The sequence below is a fragment of the Buttiauxella gaviniae ATCC 51604 genome (assembly GCF_001654835.1).
Classification (GTDB): domain Bacteria; phylum Pseudomonadota; class Gammaproteobacteria; order Enterobacterales; family Enterobacteriaceae; genus Buttiauxella; species Buttiauxella gaviniae.
On sequence record NZ_LXEP01000015.1, the window covers coordinates 184726 to 203111 of the forward strand.

An 18386-nucleotide genomic window follows, 5' to 3' on the forward strand; every position below is an offset into this window, starting at 1 on the left:
CATGTTAATTTTTGGCATGTATTAGGCAGGTCAGGGACTTTTGTACTTCCTGTTTTGATTTAGTTGGCAATTTTAGGTAGCAAACATGCAGACCCCGCATATTCTTATCGTCGAAGACGAATTAGTAACACGCAACACGTTAAAGAGCATTTTTGAAGCAGAAGGTTATGATGTTTTTGAAGCGACTGATGGCGCTGAAATGCATCAAATCCTTTCCGATAATGACATCAACCTGGTCATAATGGATATCAATTTGCCAGGCAAAAATGGCCTGCTGCTCGCACGTGAATTGCGTGAGCAAGCCAATGTGGCATTGATGTTCCTGACTGGCCGCGACAACGAAGTGGATAAAATCCTTGGTCTTGAAATCGGTGCAGATGATTACATCACTAAGCCATTCAACCCACGCGAATTAACCATCCGTGCGCGCAACCTGTTGTCTCGTACTATGAACCTGGGTGCAATCAGCGAAGAACGTCGTTCCGTTGAAAGCTACAAGTTCAATGGTTGGGAATTGGATATCAACAGCCGTTCATTGGTCAGTCCAAATGGCGAGCAGTATAAGTTGCCGCGTAGCGAATTCCGCGCCATGCTGCACTTCTGTGAAAACCCAGGGAAAATTCAGTCCCGCGCTGAATTGCTGAAGAAAATGACAGGTCGTGAGCTGAAGCCACACGATCGTACCGTTGACGTCACAATTCGTCGTATTCGTAAGCATTTCGAATCGACCCCAGATACACCTGAAATCATCGCTACGATTCACGGCGAAGGTTATCGCTTCTGCGGCGATTTACAGGAATAAACCTGTAATCAAACATGAATGTGAAAGGGCGGATTTTTAATCCGCCCTTTTCTTTTGTCTCGATTATCTATCTATTTCCACAAGCGGAACCGCTCCGGATCTTCCTGGATCTCGCCATTTTCTGGCACCTGCACTTTCCTTCTCATTCCGTACCAGTCGATATTTCGTGTCAGTAACATAATGGCTGAGAGCGCTGCAAAAAGGACGCCTGTACCGAGCAGTAGAGCACTGTCTTCAGACTGCAGCAGCTGCCAGAGCACCGCATCCAGCATCAATAATCCCAGAGTAAACATCGCACTCGCTTTGCCGCTATTGAGTACAGCCTTAAGGTAAAAACCGTTAATTCCGGCACAAACCAGGCTCGCCAGCAGCCATGCTCCGTTAAATCCAATGTGCTCCGATACAGCCAGTAGAACGAGATAGAACATCACAAGCGATAGCCCAACCAGCAAATACTGCATCGGGTGAACACGCAGTCCGGTCAGTGTCTCCAGCAAAAAGAAGCTCATAAATGTTAGACCAATCAGAAGGATGGCATATTTTACGGCGCGGTCAGTCAGTTGATACTGGTCGACCGGGTTCGCTACCGTGACGCTAAAGGCCGGGAGACGATCGACGTCAATCAGCTGACCATCATAGAAACTGGTGTTCAAATTGTTAGCAAACCAGGTGCTTTGCCAGCTGGCGCTAAATCCACTATCAGTGACAGTCCGCTGCTGCGGCAAAAAATCGCCCATAAATCCAGGATGCGGCCAGTTGCTGGTTAAGTTGAACTGGCTATTACGCCCAACAGGCACCACAGCAAGCTGTTTAGTTCCCATCAAATCCAGGTTAAAACGCAGCGTGAGTTTCTCATCCTGAAGACGTTTTATAGGGAGAATGGCATGTAGCCCCTGCCCTACTCCAGGCAGATTGCTACCGGGTTCAATCGGATAAGACTCACCGTTTATATCCAGTTCACCCACTTTGCCAATACCGCGTGAGTCGCCAACTGCCAGCACCACGTATGGCGTACCAATAAGAGTATCGGGACCTACCTCGTTTGAGAGCAATTGGCGATTAAACGTAGCATTTAGCGTGATAGCCGTGCGCCAGATTTGCCCCTCATAAATACCGATATGACGTGGTTCAACGGTTTGCTTCCCCACAATACTCAAGTTCTCCGGCAGGTAGTAACGAATGAACCGGCGCTCTTTCTTAATCTCTTTATTGTCTTCCATAACTGTCGTTAGCTCCGTTATGGGGATGGCGATCAGTGGACCAGTAATTGTTTGCGGGCCACTGGCACTTTGGCGCAGTGACTGTTCAACATCATCCCGATAACTGCTGCGTTCATTAACTAACGAACTCAACATATTTAATGGAATCAACAACACCACCATACATCCTAGCAAGGTCATGACTTTCCAGAACAACGCAGATTTAAACATAATCCCCTCCATTTTTGATGGGCAGAGGATAGGGAGCGTTTGTGGGGGCTAAATGAAGTTATGTGAAGGGACGGTGAAGTGCGGGAGTTATTTTTCAGGCAATACTAATCGAGCATGCACACCACCTTCAGGACGATTCTCAAGAGTTATGGTTCCACGATGCAAACGTACGACTTCACGGACAAATGCCAGCCCTAAGCCACTGCTTTTTTGCCCGTTGCTACGGGGCAATGAGTAAAAACGTTCGAATACGCGTTCTTTTGCATAATCAGGTATCCCGCTTCCTGTATCAGAAACCAGAATAGTGGTCTGTCCAATATTCTGTTCAACACTTAAAACCACCTCCCCAGCGGGTGGAGTAAAATCGAGCGCATTATCCAGCAAATTCCCAACAGCTTGCTCAAGCAAAGCTGGATCACCATCCACGGTAAGTTCTTCGGGAACATTTTTATCGATTCTTAGCAAGATTTGTTTACTGCGGGCGAGCACTTCGCGGCTTTCGCATAGCGAGGAAAATAGCACTGCCAGACTTATCGGTTGAGCCGTGATTTCAACCCGGCTTTCCAGTTTCGCCTGGCGTAATAGATTATCGACCAGCTGCTGCATGCGCAGATTTTGCTGAAGAATGTTCGCAGAGAACTTCTCCACAACTTCTGGCGGCGGGCCTTCACGTAAAATTTCTGCCGCACCACGAATCGCCGCCATCGGGCTTTTCAACTCATGAGTCAGGGCATGAACGTACTGCTCTATATACGTTTTCCCTTCGAGTTTCAGCCGCATACTTTCTAGCGCCAACGCCAATTTACGCAATTCGCTACTGCCCGGTTTAGGTAGCGGTAAAGGGTGCTCGGTCGTGGCCGAGTCTGCATAGCGAACCAGTTTCCCAATGGCCCGGTTAATCCACAACACAAACCCGAAACCAATCAGCAAAGCGATGCCCAGTAATGCAATGCCCGCCCACAGAATGCGCCGCTCACTGCGGCGTATAACCGGGTCCATTGCGCTGTTTGGCTTACCAACACTCAACACACCAATGATGTTTTTCCCGTCGCGCACGGGTGCGGCCACATACATCACTGTGCTTTCAGGGTTGTTAGCGTTTACCGGCGTGCTGCGTGCACCGTATTTACCCTGTAGCGTCAGCCAGACATCGTTCCAGCGCGAGTAATCCTCACCAGTTGCTTTGCCGCTGGAATCAAATAAAACGATGCCTTTCGTATCAGTTAGATAAACACGGTATTCATTTTTGGATTTGGTAATGCCACTGATATTGGCCTTGAAGGAGTGTTGATTAAGCCGGGAAAACGCCTGCGCGAGCTGGCCGTTTTGTGCATTTCCCACCAGCATATCGGCTTTAGCAAACTCGGCCAGTAGCGTAGCGGTATCAATTAGGGTGCCTTCCGTTGCGCGCCGAACGCCTGGCTTCACTTCCTGTAAAAAGATAGACAACACAAACCAGGCCGCAATCGCCACAATCAAAAAATAGCCCAGCAGCAGGCGCATCCCGATGCGCATTAATTAACACCAAGACTGTAGCCTAAGCCACGATGCGTGTTGATCGGTGAAAGATCGGGGTTGATCACCCGCAGTTTGGCACGCAGCGTTTTAATGTGTGTATCGACCGTGCGATCAAAACTTTCTTCGGCAGAACTCCACACCAGATCCATCAATTGCTGGCGGGAAAATACTCGACCGGGCCACTGTAAAAAAGTCTTTAATAACAAGTATTCATAGCGAGTCAGCTGCAACGGCTGCTGGCACCAGGAGATCTGCGCGGCCATTTCATTGAACTCGAACAGGCCAATCCGCAGGGCGCTCCCGGCTAAAGCCTGCCGTTGTTTTTGCAGGCGACGCAGCACCGTTCGCACCCTCGCGCAAACTTCACGTGGGGAAAACGGTTTGGCGATGTAATCATCAGCGCCAATCTCAAGGCCAATCAACCTATCGACTTCTTCACTGCGCGCGGTAAGAAACAGCAGCGGTAGATCCGGGTAATCAGCCAGCAGGCGGCGACATAATTCAAAGCCGTTAATATCAGGCAGGCCAACATCCAGAATAGCCAGATCCGGGCGTTCTTGATGTGCAGCGTCCAGCACAGGCAAGCCGCGATCGAAGGCACGCACGGAAAACCCCTCTTGCTGTAACGTGTAGATCAACGTATCAGCAATACTGGTTTCATCTTCAACTAACCAGATAGTGGCCTGGCTCATCGCGTGCTCCCTGTTACTTCCACGGCATAATTGGCACCGCACTCAGCGCATTTTTTGGTGAACCTTCAACCACTTTGTCGGAATACGCCAGATAGGCCAGAGTGTTACGTTTAGCATCATAAAAACGCACGACTTGCAGTTTCTTGAACACCAATGATGTCCGTTTCTGGAACACAACATCACCCTGCGTTTTACCCGCTTTAATTTTTTCGCTCAGCTCTACTGGCCCAACTTGCTGGCAAGAAATCGCCGCATCTGAAGTATCTTCTGCGAGTCCTAGCCCACCTTTAATACCACCCGTTTTTGCACGGCTTATATAGCAAGTGACGTTTTTAACATCCGGATCGTCAAATGCCTCAACAACTATCTTATGGTCAGGGCCAAACACCTTGAAAACGGTATCAACTGAGCCAATTTCTTCCGCCTGGACACCCAGTGAAATAAATAGCAACGAACTAAGCGCGACTAAAACTTTATATTTCATATTGTTACCATTAGTTAAGATTGCCTTAAGCGACTATTCACAGCTTGGGCTAAAAAACCGTTAAATATCACGTTATTAATAAAATTGTTCGAATGAGTAACTGATTTTGGCACGTCTTGTTAAAAAAAACTCTGAATGTCATGCAAACAAAAAGTGCTATCATCGCCCACATTGACGGCACTCACCGTGCCAGGATGAGGATATTATATGGATCAGACAGGGATCATTCGCGATCTATTAACTTGGCTAGAAGGCCATCTGGATCAGTCACTGTCTCTTGATAATGTGGCGGCAAAAGCAGGTTATTCCAAGTGGCATCTACAACGGATGTTCAAAGATGTTACGGGTCATGCCATCGGTGCATACATCCGCGCACGTCGTTTATCAAAGTCAGCTGTGGCGTTGCGTCTAACCGCTCGACCTATCCTTGATATTGCTTTGCAGTATCGCTTTGATTCTCAGCAGACATTCACTCGCGCCTTCAAAAAGCAATTTGCCCAAACACCGGCACTCTATCGTCGCTCACCTGACTGGAGCGCTTTCGGTATGCGTCCGCCGCTGCGTTTAGATGAGTTTACTCTTCCTCAAGCGCAATTTATCACTCTGCCAAAAACACATTTGGTGGGGGTCACGCAAAGTTACAGCTGCACGCTTGAGCAAATCTCTGATTTCCGTAATGAAATGCGTATCCAGTTCTGGACACAGTTCCTCGGGAATTCTCCGACACTGCCGCGCGTATTGTATGGTCTGCATGAGCCGCGCCCAAGCATCGAGAAAGACGACGAACAAGAAGTCTTCTATACCACGGCGTTAACACCTGAAATGGCAAATGGGTTCTTACCCGACTCTCATCCGGTCAGCCTGGAAGGTGGGGATTACGTGCAGTTCGACTATGAAGGACCGGGCACGGGTTTACAGGAGTTTATCCTGACCATTTACGGAACCTGCATGCCGTCTCTGAATCTGACTCGTCGCAAAGGCCAGGATATTGAACGCTTCTTCCCGCAAGAAGAAGCGCGTGTTCATGACCGTCCGATGCAGATCAGATGTGAGTATCTGATCCCAGTACGTCGTTAACTAACGCTGAAGTTCATCCAACGCAGGGGCATCCAGATGAGAAATGTCCCCTGCCGTTTCAACCACCCAGCCGGAAGCCAACCACGGGCTTTGCTGGTGATCAACACGGGAAATCGAACAGTTTCTTAAACGTAAGCGACGTTCAGCCCAGGCCGGTAACCCCAGAATCGTACTCACCAGGCAGCCTAACGCCATACCGTGGCTAACCAGCAATGGGCGACTGCCAGCGGGTAAATCCAGGCAAGCATTCAAAGCCGCGTGCATACGCTCACTCATCTCGAGCATGCTTTCCCCTTCGGGAATACGCCCATCAGCAGTGCCATTAACTAACTGACGACGCCAACTCTCTTCTTCTTCGCTTAGCGTGTCCAGATTACGGCGTTCTAGCACGCCCATATCCAGCTCACGTAAACGCGCATCCAGCGTGACATCCACATCACATACCTGCGCAATTATCTCAGCGGTGCGGCGCGTGCGCCCCAAATCACTGGCAATCACATGAGTAATGCCTAGCGTTTTAACCCGCTCGGCCACCTGCTCGGCCTGGCGTTCTCCTTTTTCAGTCAGCGCACTGTCTGACTGGCCCTGAATGCGGCGTTGCGCATTCCACTGCGTTTCGCCGTGGCGAACAAGGTATACCTGTAACATGCGTTTTTTCCGTTATACTGCGGCAACAATTTCTTGAGAGTTTCACTGATTATGTACCATGTCGTCTGCGCAACAACTAATCCAGCCAAAATTCAGGCAATTCACCAGGCATTCGACGATATCTATGGGGAGGGATGCTGCCATATTGAACCCGTCGCCGTCGATAGTGGTGTGCCTGAACAGCCATTTGGAAACCATGAAACGCGAACTGGCGCACGATGCCGAATTATGAACGCCCGTCAGGTGCGTCCGGAAGCTGATTTTTGGGTGGCAGTTGAGGCAGGAATTGATGATGACAGTACATTCAGTTGGGTAGTGATTGAAAACCAAAATAAGCGTGGCGAAGCCCGTTCAGCAACGCTCCCACTTCCCACCATCATTCTTGAAAAAGTACGTGCAGGCGAAGCATTAGGGCCTGTGATGTCTGCCTATACCGGTATCGATAAAATTGGCCGTAAAGAGGGTGCGATTGGCGTGTTTACCGCCGGGAAATTGACTCGCAGTAGCGTTTACCACCAGGCGGTTATTCTGGCGTTGAGCCCATTTCATAACGACGTTTATCGTTAACCTTTAGCGCTCAATAATTCCTGCTCCAGCCATGCACGCAGCTCTGGTGGAGCAGATTTCAAGCTATTTGAACCACGGGTAATAGTCGCAATCCCCGCACCTAGTTCATTTTTAAGCTCACGCTGACTCATCTCGCCGCGCAGTAACTCTTCGACAATTCTGACACGAGTCCCAAGGGCTGTGCGTTCGTCTGGTGTCAGTAGCAACATCAACAACGGCATATGCAACTGCTTATCGAACGATTGCTGTAGTAACTCCACAAAGCGGAGCCACTCTTGATTGCTTTGTTCGGCATGTTCTGCCGAGTATTGAGAGTGCTGAGTCATGTTATGCCACCCTACTTCATACTAATTAACTAGTACGATAGCATAACATGGACACCCCAAAATCAATAACGGCGTTGCCACTCAGTGTCCGTCAGCAACGGTGCGGATTTACCCATGAAGTATTGATAATACGCATCATAAGCCAGCACGTTTTTCACATATCCGCGCGTTTCAGAGAAGGGAATACTCTCAACAAACGCAACTGCATCGATGCGACCGGCACTGTTACCAAGCCAGGTTCTGACTCGACCCGGCCCCGCATTATAAGCAGCTGAGGAGAAGATCCTGTTGTTCTCAAATTGCTGATAGACGGACTGCAAATACGTGGTACCAATATTGATATTGGTTTCAGGGTCGAGTAACTGAGAGGGGCTGCTGTAACCTGGAATGTTGAAGACTTTCACAGTATGCGCAGCCGTAGCGGGCATAACTTGCATCAAGCCGCTGGCTCCAACAGGTGATTTCACTTTCGGGTTCCAGGCACTTTCCTGACGCGCAATCGCCATTGCATAGCTTTGCGAGATATCTTTATCGCTAACATAACGAGAGAAAACATCCTTATACGCCAGAGGGAAACGTTCCTCCAGATGATCCCAGAGCTTCCCGGCGATCGTTGCCTGTACGCTAAGATCCCACCAGTTTTGATCAAACGCGTAACGCGCCAATCCTTCCTGATCTGGTTTGCTGCGGCTGGTGATTAAATTAGCCCATTCGCTGCGCGCAGTGTTATCCATCTGCCAGTACATTAACTCGCGGACTCGTGCCATTTCTGGCCCCTGGACCAGCGCAGGATTCACCGCTACCGCTTTGTCTACACGCAACGGGTAGTCTTCCCCTAAACGCTGGGCTGCCACCATTGGGTAAAATCCGCGTTGCTGCATTAAAGAATGCAGAATCTCTTTGGCTTCCGCATCCCGGCCTCGTTCCAACAATAGATCTGCTTGCCAATAGCGCCATTCATCTTTCTCTTTGGCTTCCATCGGTAAACGCGCAAGCCAGGTATTTAGGCCAGTACGATCACCCGTTCCCAGAGCCATACGTACACGTCTTTCAACTAGCGTCGTGGATTCTGAACGCATAATGGCATCATCGCGCCATGCAGCCTGTTCGGCCGTAACATCATTGCCCATCAAGCGCCAGGCGACGGTATCTCTGAGCTCCTGAGCCTGAGAGTCATTAAGTTGCTGCGCTTGCACCAGTGACGGGATCATCATGCGCGCATTTTCTACGTCATCCCGGGCCACTCGAGTAAAAGCAATTGCCGCAGCCTGACGCGTAAAGTCTGTTGCACCCACGGTTTGCGCAAAAGTCAGCACCGAATTGGGATTGTTTTGCAGAGTTATTAGCGCGCTGGATATGGTCTGATAATCCGCAGGCATTTGGCTTGCGAGGTTGTTGACCAGCGAGGTATTGCCCTCTTTCATCGCCAGGCGAATACGCTCCAGATAGGCCAACGGATCTTGTGTCCCTGAAGAGCGCCACGCCGAGAATAAACGGTCACAGCTTGACGGCAGATTCTTCCCGGTCAGCCATAAATCTTTTGCTCCCGCCCATGCGGCATCCGTCAGGCCGGTGTTCCATTTCGCGTAGTAATAATTACATTTAGATTCAGTCGTGCCCGGCTGCTCAGGGCTAAATGCCAGCAAGCCACGCCAATCTTCACGACGGGCGAGTTCATTCACAAAGCGTGACTTCAGGGAGCGGGCTGGCGGCAGTGTTGGGTTTGCCTCAATAAAGCGACTAACGACAAGCGTTGGCTCATTCATTAAGTCATCTGTAATCTGGCGATATTCGAGATAAGGATAGAGAGGATAATCCTGCAACGTGGGCATCATTCGCTGCACCACATCCATTTGCTTGCTATCCCACGCTTGTTTGATTTGTGCGTATCGGCTGCGTTGCTCATCGAGCGAATCCGCACGAACTGCATGAGTTAATGCCGCAAGGCTTACAATTGCCACCAGCAATTGTCCCGCGACTTGTTTGGCTTTCCCCACAAGTTCTCCTCACATATTTACAGGCAGCATCATGCCGCCATTAGTTACTTCATGCTAACTCTGCTATTGCTGTTTCGCCACGCCAGAGCACGTTATTTTGGGTATAACACTGTCCAGAGTGTTTCGGGTAACACATCCTACTTCCCCTGCTGGGATTACCTGCTGAAAACGGCTACACTTCGCCTTTGATACGAACCATCTTAAATCACGAAAAAGAGGCGAAGTCGCACTGTGGCTCAATTCGTTTATACCATGCATCGAGTCGGCAAAGTTGTTCCGCCGAAACGTCATATCCTGAAAAATATCTCTCTTAGTTTCTTCCCTGGCGCCAAGATTGGCGTACTGGGTCTGAACGGTTCCGGTAAATCCACGCTGCTGCGCATTATGGCCGGCATTGATACCGACATCGAAGGCGAAGCTCGTCCACAACCAGGACTGAAAATCGGCTATCTGCCGCAAGAACCGCAACTCAACCTTGAACATACCGTCCGTGAGTCGGTTGAAGAAGCCGTGGCTGAAGTGGTTAATGCCCTGAAAGGCCTCGACGAAGTGTATGCTAAATACGCCGAGCCGGACGCCGATTTCGACAAGCTGGCTGCCCAACAGGGTAAGTTTGAAGAAATCATTCAGGCACACGACGGTCACAACCTGAACGTGCAACTAGAACGTGCTGCAGATGCGCTGCGTCTGCCTGACTGGGATGCGAAAATTGCTAACCTGTCCGGTGGTGAACGCCGCCGTGTAGCACTGTGCCGCCTACTGCTCGAAAAACCAGACATGCTGCTGCTCGACGAACCAACGAACCACCTGGATGCTGAGTCCGTGGCGTGGCTCGAGCGCTTCCTGCACGACTTCGAAGGCACTGTTGTGGCGATTACCCACGACCGTTACTTCCTCGATAACGTTGCAGGCTGGATTCTGGAACTTGACCGCGGTGAAGGTATTCCGTGGGAAGGTAACTACTCCTCCTGGCTTGAGCAGAAAGACGAACGTCTGGCTCAGGAAGCCTCTTCGGAAGCGGCTCGCCGTAAATCCATCGAGAAAGAGCTGGAGTGGGTACGTCAGGGTGCGAAAGGCCGCCAGTCTAAAGGCAAGGCGCGTCTGGCTCGCTTTGAAGAGCTTAATAACACTGAATACCAGAAACGTAACGAAACCAACGAACTGTTTATTCCACCAGGCGCACGTCTGGGCGATAAAGTCGTTGAGGTTACCAATCTGCGTAAATCCTACGGCGACCGCCTGCTGATTGAAGACCTGACATTCTCTGTACCGAAAGGTGCAATTGTCGGGATCATCGGTCCGAACGGCGCGGGTAAATCTACCCTGTTCCGTATGATGTCTGGCCAGGAACAGCCAGATAGCGGCACCATTGAACTGGGCGAAACCGTCAAACTGGCGTCTGTGGATCAGTTCCGTGATGCAATGGACAACAGCAAAACCGTGTGGGAAGAAGTTTCCGGCGGCCAGGACATCATGCGTGTCGGTAACACCGAAATGCCAAGCCGTGCGTACGTTGGTCGCTTTAACTTCAAAGGCGTCGACCAGGGTAAACGTGTCGGTGAGTTGTCCGGTGGTGAGCGTGGTCGTCTGCACCTTGCAAAATTACTGCAAGTTGGCGGCAACGTACTGCTGCTCGATGAACCAACAAACGACCTGGATATCGAAACCCTGCGCGCGTTAGAAAACGCCCTGCTGGAATTCCCAGGCTGTGCAATGGTTATCTCGCACGACCGTTGGTTCCTGGACCGTATCGCCACGCACATTCTGGATTACCAGGATGAAGGCAAAGTGGAATTCTTCGAAGGCAACTTTACTGAGTACGAAGAGTACAAGAAACGCACCCTGGGTGCGGATGCGCTGGAACCTAAGCGTATTAAGTACAAGCGCGTAACGAAGTAATAAAAATGGGGCGCTTAATGCGCCCCCTTTTTTGACAAGCCCGATTATCCCCGCTCGCCAATCATGTTCTTCACCAAATCAACACAGCGCAAGAAGCGAGAATCGTAGTCAGGTTCTTCTACATGAACGTAGCTGATGTTGTTCTCATCAAGCATCGACACCAAAAGATTCTGGAACGATTTCCTGTCGGTATCACTGCCCAGGCTACGCAAGCCATCGGCTACCCACGGAGTGTTGTTTTCCAGCAAAATCACCAGATCAAAGCGGTACTCATCAATCAGCGCCTGCACAAATGGGTGCTCACGCCCTTCATATTTTTTGCAGAATGCCTGAGTGGTAACAAAGTCAGTATCGATAAAAGCGACTTTATTGGCATATTTAACTGCAAAATCAACGTACTGAGCATGGCCAATCGCAATTTTATCATAGTCAGAATATTGCAATGCCATCTCATCGCCACCCAGATGGGAAAAGACATAGTCACGCCCGTATTCCCAGGCGCTGGTCGTGTTGAAAATGTTGGCGAGCTTATTCACCATCCACGACTTACCGCTCGACTCACCGCCCAGAATCGCGACGGTTCGGACAAAGAACGGTTTCACTTCAGTTGGAATGTATTCCCAGTAGCGGAACGGGTTTTCGCGGATCTGCCCACCGCTGATATTCATAAATGTGCGTTTCGGATCAATAAGCACGGTTTCAATACTGAGCTGTTCGATAAAACGTGGTGCATCATTCTCTTCAGAGGTGTAGATACAGTCAGGGTTTATGCCTTTGCTTTCCATAAAAGCTTTGATGCCGCGGCTCCAGACATCCCAACCGTGTGGATACGGCTCCATCCCTTCTTCGTTAAATGAATGAATGCGAATGTTTTTCTGGTATTTAAAGGTCTGAAGCAACCAGCGCAGACGGTCACCGGTTGTCGGCTGTTGCGACATGGCACTGTCTTCAAACAGAAGACGATCGCGGGTTTCGTCATAACCCATGATGATATGTAACTCATCAACCTGGCTTGCGGCGCGTTGAATCAAGTAGATATGGCCGGTATGCAGCGGATAAAACTTTCCGAAGACAACGCCCACTTTTTTCTCACGCCGGGGAAATTCCAGGCCGAGAAAACGATGTAATGCTTCCAGTTTCTGCGCACTTGGACTTTTGATTTTGGCGTTCAGTAACTGGCTAAGATAACCCTTGGTCATGCCGCAGGATTCTGCAACTTGCTGTAGCGTAACGTTCTGCTGACGAATAGCAGTCTTCAGGTACTCAAAAGACGACATGTTGCCTGCTCCTGCAAAATGGGAAATATACCCTAAATCATTCGAGTTGCAGCCAACACTGCTGCAACCTGAATTATGACGGGTATCAATTATAAGTCGTCAAATACCGACAGCGCATCAGCAAGTTTTTTCACCCCGAAGACCTGCATCCCTTCTGGTAATTTTTTCGGCACATTCGCCTGCGGCACAATCGCCCGTTTAAAACCGTGTTTTGCGGCTTCAGAAATACGTTCCTGACCGCTTGGCACCGGGCGAATTTCACCTGCCAACCCAACCTCACCAAACACCACTAAATCTTGTGGCAGAGCCCGGTTGCGCAGACTTGAAACCATCGCCAGTAAAAGCGCGAGGTCGGCACTGGTTTCGGTAACTTTCACACCGCCAACCACGTTAACAAACACATCCTGGTCAGCCATTTGCAGCCCGCCATGGCGGTGCAAAACGGCCAATAAAATCGCCAGACGGTTTTGTTCCAGGCCAACAGCAACCCTGCGTGGGTTGGACATCATAGATTGATCCACCAGCGCCTGAATTTCTACCAGCAGCGGACGCGTCCCTTCCCACACAACCATCACAGAGCTACCGGGCGTCACTTCATCACCACGACTCAGGAAGATAGCGGAAGGGTTGCTCACTTCACGCAGACCCTGTTCTGTCATGGCAAATACGCCCAGCTCATTCACCGCACCAAAGCGGTTTTTATGGCTGCGCAGGGTGCGGAAACGGGAATCGGCATCGCCATCAAGCATCACCGAGCAGTCGATACAGTGTTCGAGGACTTTTGGCCCGGCAAGTGAACCATCTTTGGTGACGTGGCCGACCATGATAATCGCCACGCCGCGCGTTTTGGCAAAGCGCGTCAGGTAAGCGGCAGACTCACGCACCTGCGCTACGCTGCCCGGCGACGATTGTACGTCGGCCATATGCATCACCTGAATGGAGTCGATTACCATCAGCTTCGGCGCTTCTTCTTCGGCAATCATGCAGATTTGCTCAATGCCGGTTTCCGAAAGCATATTCAGGTTGTTAGTCGGCAAACCTAAGCGGTGCGCACGCATCGCCACTTGTTGCAGCGACTCTTCACCCGTGACGTACAGCGTTTTCATCTGTTCGCTGAGTTTGCACAGTGTTTGCAGCAGCAGCGTGGATTTACCCGCGCCAGGGTTACCGCCAATCAGAATGGCGCTACCCGGCACCACACCGCCGCCCAGTACGCGGTCGAACTCTTTAAAACCGGTAGAAAAACGTGGCAGTTCTTCGAGGCTGATATCAGAAAGTTTTTGTACTTTGCTGACGCCCGCACTGCCGGCATAACCAGATAAACGCTCGTTACGCGCAACTGTCGGAGAGGCGGCAATGCGCACCTCAGTGATAGTGTTCCACGCCTGGCAGGCGCTGCATTGCCCTTGCCAGCGAGGATAATCTGCACCACATTCGTTGCAGACAAATGCACGTTTCGGCGCTTTGGCCATTAGCGTTCTTCCTGAATAAGACTGCCTGAAAGAATACAGAATACACCCATCAAATCAGCATGACGGATGGTGATTTCTGTTTTCTCATTAACCTTCGGTTTCGCGTGATAAGCAATACCCAGCCCGGCAGACAGAATCATCGGTAAATCATTCGCGCCATCACCAATCGCAACAGTTTGTTCGACAGGGATTTCATATTTATCCGCGAGGCGCTTGAGCGTATCTGCTTTGAACTGAGCATCAACAATTTGACCAATAACTTCACCCGTCAGCTTGCCGTCGCAAATTTCCAGCTCATTTGCCACTACTGCATGCAAATGCAGTTTGTCGCGCAGATATTCCGCAAAGAAGGTGAAGCCGCCGGAAGCAATAGCCACCTTCCAGCCTAGCGATTCAAGCTTAAGCACCAGAGAAGTCAGCCCTGGCATCAGTGGCAGTTCATCACGTACCTGGCGCAAAATAGAAGCATTTGCTCCTTTGAGGGTCGCAACACGTTGCTTCAGGCTGGCCGCAAAGTCCAGTTCGCCACGCATCGCGCGCTCCGTCACTTCCGCTACCATTTCACCGGTGCCCGCCAGTTTGGCGATTTCATCAATGCACTCGATTTGAATGGCGGTGGAATCCATGTCCATCACCAGCAGACCCGGCGTGCGAAGATGTGGGATTTTACCCAGCGGTGCGACATCCAGCCCAGCCTCGTGCGCAAGCTTAGTTGCTCGCGGTGTTAATGAACCTGCCAGGCGAATAACCTGATAGTCTTCAACACACCATGCGGTGACGATTACCATCGCCGCACCCAATTTACGTTGGTAGTGATTCAGGCACTCTTTATTCAGATTCCGACCATACAGAAGCCAGCCACTGCGGCCAGCACGGTAATCGAGTGGCATGACTTCATCACCACTTAACGATAGCGGCAACCCAGGCCAGAGAGAGACATCGGTCGGCAGGTCGCACCAGGTCAGACTATTTGGCATCATAACTCCAGAATAAAGATAAAGGCCGGGACAAAACAACGCATGAGGCTACCTTGTCAGAGCCGCTTCTGGCAACATTAAACTGCGCAGTAAAATCGGCAATTTTCCTAAGGTGCATTATGGCTCGGGCAAAAATGAAATTCAGGCTACATCGTGCAGTGATTGTGCTTATCTGCCTCGCACTTTTAGTCGCGCTGATGCAGGGAGCGTCGTGGTTTAGCCAGGGCCACCAACAAGCCCGCAATGTGCAGCTTGAAGAGCTGGCCAAAACTTTGGCGCGCCAGGTGAGTTACAACCTGACACCGCTGATGAAATCCGAAAACCCAGATGAGAAAAAGATTTCAGCCGTCCTCAAGTTATTGACCCAAGATAGCCGTATTCTCGATGCGGGCGTTTATGACGATAGCGGCGGCCAAATCGCGCGAGCAGGTGAAGGAATTGGCGTGCGTGACAGGCTGGCGCTGGATGGCAAAAAAGCAGGCAGTTATTTTAATCAGCAAATTGTTCAGCCGATTGAAGATAAAGACGGGCCGGTTGGCTATCTGCGAATCACGCTTGATACCCACACTCTCGCTACCGAAGCTAAACAGGTGGATAACACCACGAATATTTTGCGCCTGATGATGTTGCTGGCACTGGCAATTGGCATTGTGCTGACGCGTACCCTTTTGCAGGGAAAACGCACCCGCTGGCAGCAATCTCCTTTCCTTCTCACTGCAAATACCGAAGTGAAAGAAGATGAGGAAGAACAGGCTGACAATAAGCCGTAAATAAGAAAGGATTTCTACGATGACTACCTTACGACTACTGATTTCTGACTCTTACGATCCCTGGTTCAACCTGGCCGTAGAAGAGTGTATTTTCCGCCAGATGCCCGCGGCCCAGCGCGTACTCTTTTTATGGCGTAACGCAGATACCGTAGTTATTGGGCGGGCGCAAAACCCGTGGAAAGAGTGCAACACCCGTCGCATGGAAGAAGATAACGTGCGCCTGGCAAGGCGCAGCAGTGGCGGCGGCGCGGTTTTCCACGATCTGGGGAATACCTGTTTCACGTTTATGGCCGGGAAGTCGGAATACGATAAAAGCGTATCTACCGCCATTGTGGTGAATGCACTCAATTCACTGGGAATTAGCGCGACTGCTTCCGGGCGCAACGATCTGGAAGTTGCCACTGCTGAAGGGCCACGCAAAGTTTCAGGGTCCGCGTATAAAGAAACCATGGATCGCGGCTTCCACCATGGCACGCTGTTGCTCAACGCAGATTTAAGCCGCCTGGCTAACTACCTGAATCCAGATGAGAAAAAACTCCAGGCCAAAGGTATTACCTCAGTACGCGGCCGCGTTACCAATCTTGGCGAGATCCATCCGGGCCTGACTCATGCGCAAATTTGCGATGCCGTGCGCGAATCATTCTTTGCTTATTACGGCGAGCGCGTTGAAGCAGAACATATCTCGCCTGATGCCCTGCCCGACCTCCCTGGGTTTACGGAAATCTTTGCCCGGCAAAGCAGCTGGGAATGGAATTTCGGCCAGGCACCTGCATTCAGCCATTTGTTGGATCAGCGTTTTACCTGGGGCGGTGTTGAGCTGCATTTCGACGTTGAGAAAGGGCATATCACGCGCACGCAAATCTTCACTGATAGCCTGAATCCGGCCCCGCTGGAAGCTCTGGCGGCGCGCTTGCAGGGTTGTTTGTATCGTAGCGATATGTTGCAACAGCAGTGTGAAACGTTGGTTGCCGATTTTCCGGAACAAGAAACGGAATTACGCGAGTTGAGCACGTGGATTGCTCAGACGGTGCGCTAAGCGAGCCGTTTAATGCTTGCCTCAACGGTATCAAGTTGTAATGCCATCCCCCTGCATAGCTCGCGAAACGCCGGGCTAATTTCTTGGTTCTGGCTTGCCTCAAGCCAGAATTGCCGTGCAAATATCAGCATTTCCAGCCAGATCTCTCTCGGCAAGATGGGGTCAATCTGCAGTTTTACCGCTTCTCTGCGCATACTTCCGGCACTGTTTGGGGCAAAGGCCATCGGCAGCATGTCGTAAACCGGCGCAAGGGTCAGCGGCATATCGGAGAGAAAGAATGATAGATTCCCTGCATGCATATCACTGTTAGCGATCAATCGACCAAACGCCCAAATTCGCTGCGTTAAACGTAGCGTCGCAGGTTCAACTCTCTTCTGAGCCAACAATTCGGCAATAACCGTCGGCCATGGCTGAGAACCACTGGCAAATTCACTTTGCACCGCTTCCAGAGAGACAATGCCCTTACGGCCCTGCGCTCCAAAACAATCAAAGCGAACCACCTCAAGGAAAGTTTGCTGCTCACTATGGGTATATGTTTTTGCTATTGATGCCGGAATTTGGGCCTGATTAAGGATCTTGACAGCCAGTTCCTCTGCATGAAGTAAGTCAGCCCAGCGCTGGCTGTTTTCATTGTGAACAGCTGGGGTAAATTTAACGATGACATGAACTGGACCCGTTGCGGTTTGCGTATAGCAGGTAAACTTTGGCTGCTCACCACCTGCCGATGACCCAACAATGTCGCCTGCCAGAGCACTGTTCGCCATTTCACGATAAACAGATAGTTTTTCGGCAATCTGAATGGGCTGAGGCAATGGCGTTTCGAACCAGTTGCGGTAACTGCCCTCGCCCACCAGCCTACCGCCGAGGTTTTCCGATACCTGCTGTGACAATGCCAACAGAACATCTTCTTCCTGCCATAAGCGAATATCTTCCGGTAAGCCTGTTTGCCGCGCTAAGCGTCGCCCCCACGCCCGCCCCAAAAATCCCTGAGGACGTAGATCGGTTAAATACCAGGGGATGCCGTTAAACCATTGTGCAGTGCCATTATTCAATATCACCAAACAGCTTCCCTGCGGCCAGATGGGGTACAAGTCACCAAAACGCCAGGCCTGCCCCACATCATCTATTTGCCACAATGGAAACTGCCGAATCTGACGCACAGGTCTGATCAGGGCATATTGAGTCGCTCTGGCCGCCCCCGCTTTGATTACATCACTTTCAGTATTTACCAGACGTGAAAACGTCGCCTGGCTGACACCCAAACGCTGCCGCAATGAGTTTGCAGTTTGTGGCCCGTGTAGTAATAAATCAGTCAGAGCACTCATGAGAATAGATTCGTGAATAGATACTTGAATTGATTTATAGCGCTATATATTTGAAAGGTAAAGAACCCGAAGAGAATGAAGGGGTTTGA

General features: G+C 50.6%; 17 protein-coding genes. 6 read left to right on the forward strand and 11 right to left on the reverse strand.

Annotated features, from left to right (window positions below):
- Positions 1 to 85 precede the first annotated feature (85 nt).
- Positions 86 to 802, forward strand: a complete 717-nt coding sequence (gene arcA / locus M977_RS07950; RefSeq protein WP_034459438.1) for a two-component system response regulator ArcA — start codon at positions 86 to 88, stop codon at positions 800 to 802.
- Positions 803 to 873: 71 nt separating this feature from the next.
- Here arcA and creD read toward each other — a convergent pair whose 3' ends face one another.
- From creD to creA, 4 genes are all read right to left on the reverse strand, one after another.
- The gene (creD, locus tag M977_RS07955) at positions 874 to 2232 is read right to left on the reverse strand and encodes a cell envelope integrity protein CreD (protein WP_064513833.1); all 1359 of its coding nucleotides are present in this window, start codon (positions 2230 to 2232) and stop codon (positions 874 to 876) included.
- An 87-nt stretch (positions 2233 to 2319) separates the two neighbouring features.
- Positions 2320 to 3747 (reverse strand): two-component system sensor histidine kinase CreC, encoded by a 1428-nt coding sequence (gene creC / locus M977_RS07960; RefSeq protein ID WP_064513835.1) that lies wholly within the window; start codon positions 3745 to 3747, stop codon positions 2320 to 2322.
- Positions 3747 to 4442 carry a two-component system response regulator CreB gene (gene creB / locus M977_RS07965; RefSeq protein WP_064513837.1) on the reverse strand — a complete coding sequence of 232 codons (696 nt, stop codon included), beginning with the start codon at positions 4440 to 4442 and terminating at the stop codon, positions 3747 to 3749. Before creB ends, creC begins: the two co-directional genes overlap by 1 nt.
- 13 nt (positions 4443 to 4455) lie before the next feature.
- Complete coding sequence (gene creA / locus M977_RS07970; RefSeq protein WP_034459446.1) at positions 4456 to 4926, reverse strand: protein CreA; 471 nt, start codon at positions 4924 to 4926, stop codon at positions 4456 to 4458.
- Positions 4927 to 5133: 207 nt separating this feature from the next.
- Between creA and robA the strand changes: the two genes are divergently transcribed.
- On the forward strand, positions 5134 to 6003 hold the full coding sequence (gene robA, locus M977_RS07975) for an MDR efflux pump AcrAB transcriptional activator RobA (protein ID WP_064513839.1): 870 nt from the start codon (positions 5134 to 5136) through the stop codon (positions 6001 to 6003).
- Here the strand turns inward: robA and gpmB are convergent, their stop codons facing one another.
- On the reverse strand, positions 6004 to 6651 hold the full coding sequence (gpmB, locus tag M977_RS07980) for a 2,3-diphosphoglycerate-dependent phosphoglycerate mutase GpmB (protein WP_064513841.1): 648 nt from the start codon (positions 6649 to 6651) through the stop codon (positions 6004 to 6006).
- A gap of 51 nt (positions 6652 to 6702) precedes the next feature.
- Here gpmB and yjjX point away from each other — a divergent pair, with 51 nt between their 5' ends.
- Entirely contained in the window at positions 6703 to 7218 is a 516-nt protein-coding gene (gene yjjX / locus M977_RS07985; RefSeq protein ID WP_064513843.1) for an inosine/xanthosine triphosphatase, read from the forward strand.
- On the opposite strand, the gene trpR is transcribed toward yjjX, so the two are convergent.
- On the reverse strand, positions 7215 to 7544 hold the full coding sequence (gene trpR, locus M977_RS07990) for a trp operon repressor (protein ID WP_064513845.1): 330 nt from the start codon (positions 7542 to 7544) through the stop codon (positions 7215 to 7217). The genes yjjX and trpR overlap by 4 nt on opposite strands.
- Positions 7545 to 7606: 62 nt before the next feature.
- A complete protein-coding gene (gene sltY, locus M977_RS07995; RefSeq protein WP_064513847.1) occupies positions 7607 to 9541 on the reverse strand; it encodes a murein transglycosylase in 1935 nt (644 codons plus the stop codon).
- A gap of 231 nt (positions 9542 to 9772) precedes the next feature.
- Between sltY and ettA the strand changes: the two genes are divergently transcribed.
- Positions 9773 to 11440 carry an energy-dependent translational throttle protein EttA gene (gene ettA, locus M977_RS08000; protein WP_064513850.1) on the forward strand — a complete coding sequence of 556 codons (1668 nt, stop codon included), beginning with the start codon at positions 9773 to 9775 and terminating at the stop codon, positions 11438 to 11440.
- A gap of 44 nt (positions 11441 to 11484) precedes the next feature.
- Here ettA and nadR read toward each other — a convergent pair whose 3' ends face one another.
- The 3 genes from nadR to serB all read right to left on the reverse strand — a co-directional run bounded on the left by nadR (position 11485) and on the right by serB (position 15166).
- Entirely contained in the window at positions 11485 to 12717 is a 1233-nt protein-coding gene (gene nadR, locus M977_RS08005; RefSeq protein ID WP_064513852.1) for a multifunctional transcriptional regulator/nicotinamide-nucleotide adenylyltransferase/ribosylnicotinamide kinase NadR, read from the reverse strand.
- 89 nt (positions 12718 to 12806) lie between these two features.
- Positions 12807 to 14189: a DNA repair protein RadA gene (radA, locus tag M977_RS08010; RefSeq protein ID WP_064513854.1), complete on the reverse strand. Its 1383-nt coding sequence runs from the start codon at positions 14187 to 14189 to the stop codon at positions 12807 to 12809.
- Positions 14189 to 15166, reverse strand: a complete 978-nt coding sequence (gene serB / locus M977_RS08015; protein WP_064513856.1) for a phosphoserine phosphatase — start codon at positions 15164 to 15166, stop codon at positions 14189 to 14191. The genes radA and serB overlap by 1 nt, the downstream gene beginning before the upstream one ends.
- A gap of 119 nt (positions 15167 to 15285) precedes the next feature.
- On the opposite strand from serB, the gene M977_RS08020 reads away from it, so the two are divergent.
- Both M977_RS08020 and lplA read left to right on the forward strand, forming a co-directional pair.
- Positions 15286 to 15936 carry a YtjB family periplasmic protein gene (locus M977_RS08020; RefSeq protein ID WP_064513858.1) on the forward strand — a complete coding sequence of 217 codons (651 nt, stop codon included), beginning with the start codon at positions 15286 to 15288 and terminating at the stop codon, positions 15934 to 15936.
- A 19-nt stretch (positions 15937 to 15955) separates the two neighbouring features.
- The gene (gene lplA / locus M977_RS08025) at positions 15956 to 16972 is read left to right on the forward strand and encodes a lipoate--protein ligase (RefSeq protein ID WP_064513860.1); all 1017 of its coding nucleotides are present in this window, start codon (positions 15956 to 15958) and stop codon (positions 16970 to 16972) included.
- Here lplA and yjjJ read toward each other — a convergent pair.
- On the reverse strand, positions 16969 to 18297 hold the full coding sequence (gene yjjJ, locus M977_RS08030; RefSeq protein WP_064513862.1) for a type II toxin-antitoxin system HipA family toxin YjjJ: 1329 nt from the start codon (positions 18295 to 18297) through the stop codon (positions 16969 to 16971). The two genes, lplA and yjjJ, sit on opposite strands and share 4 nt — an antisense overlap.
- Positions 18298 to 18386: the final 89 nt, after the last annotated feature.

Bases quoted from the DNA above. Each gene is read 5' to 3' on its own strand.
- arcA (WP_034459438.1), top strand. From the start codon at position 86: ATGCAGACCCCGCATATTCTTATCGTCGAAGACGAATTAGTAACACGC.
- creD (WP_064513833.1), bottom strand. From the start codon at position 2,232: ATGTTTAAATCTGCGTTGTTCTGGAAAGTCATGACCTTGCTAGGATGT.
- creC (WP_064513835.1), bottom strand. From the start codon at position 3,747: ATGCGCATCGGGATGCGCCTGCTGCTGGGCTATTTTTTGATTGTGGCG.
- creB (WP_064513837.1), bottom strand. From the start codon at position 4,442: ATGAGCCAGGCCACTATCTGGTTAGTTGAAGATGAAACCAGTATTGCT.
- creA (WP_034459446.1), bottom strand. From the start codon at position 4,926: ATGAAATATAAAGTTTTAGTCGCGCTTAGTTCGTTGCTATTTATTTCA.
- robA (WP_064513839.1), top strand. From the start codon at position 5,134: ATGGATCAGACAGGGATCATTCGCGATCTATTAACTTGGCTAGAAGGC.
- gpmB (WP_064513841.1), bottom strand. From the start codon at position 6,651: ATGTTACAGGTATACCTTGTTCGCCACGGCGAAACGCAGTGGAATGCG.
- yjjX (WP_064513843.1), top strand. From the start codon at position 6,703: ATGTACCATGTCGTCTGCGCAACAACTAATCCAGCCAAAATTCAGGCA.
- trpR (WP_064513845.1), bottom strand. From the start codon at position 7,544: ATGACTCAGCACTCTCAATACTCGGCAGAACATGCCGAACAAAGCAAT.
- nadR (WP_064513852.1), bottom strand. From the start codon at position 12,717: ATGTCGTCTTTTGAGTACCTGAAGACTGCTATTCGTCAGCAGAACGTT.
- radA (WP_064513854.1), bottom strand. From the start codon at position 14,189: ATGGCCAAAGCGCCGAAACGTGCATTTGTCTGCAACGAATGTGGTGCA.
- serB (WP_064513856.1), bottom strand. From the start codon at position 15,166: ATGCCAAATAGTCTGACCTGGTGCGACCTGCCGACCGATGTCTCTCTC.
- M977_RS08020 (WP_064513858.1), top strand. From the start codon at position 15,286: ATGGCTCGGGCAAAAATGAAATTCAGGCTACATCGTGCAGTGATTGTG.
- lplA (WP_064513860.1), top strand. From the start codon at position 15,956: ATGACTACCTTACGACTACTGATTTCTGACTCTTACGATCCCTGGTTC.
- yjjJ (WP_064513862.1), bottom strand. From the start codon at position 18,297: ATGAGTGCTCTGACTGATTTATTACTACACGGGCCACAAACTGCAAAC.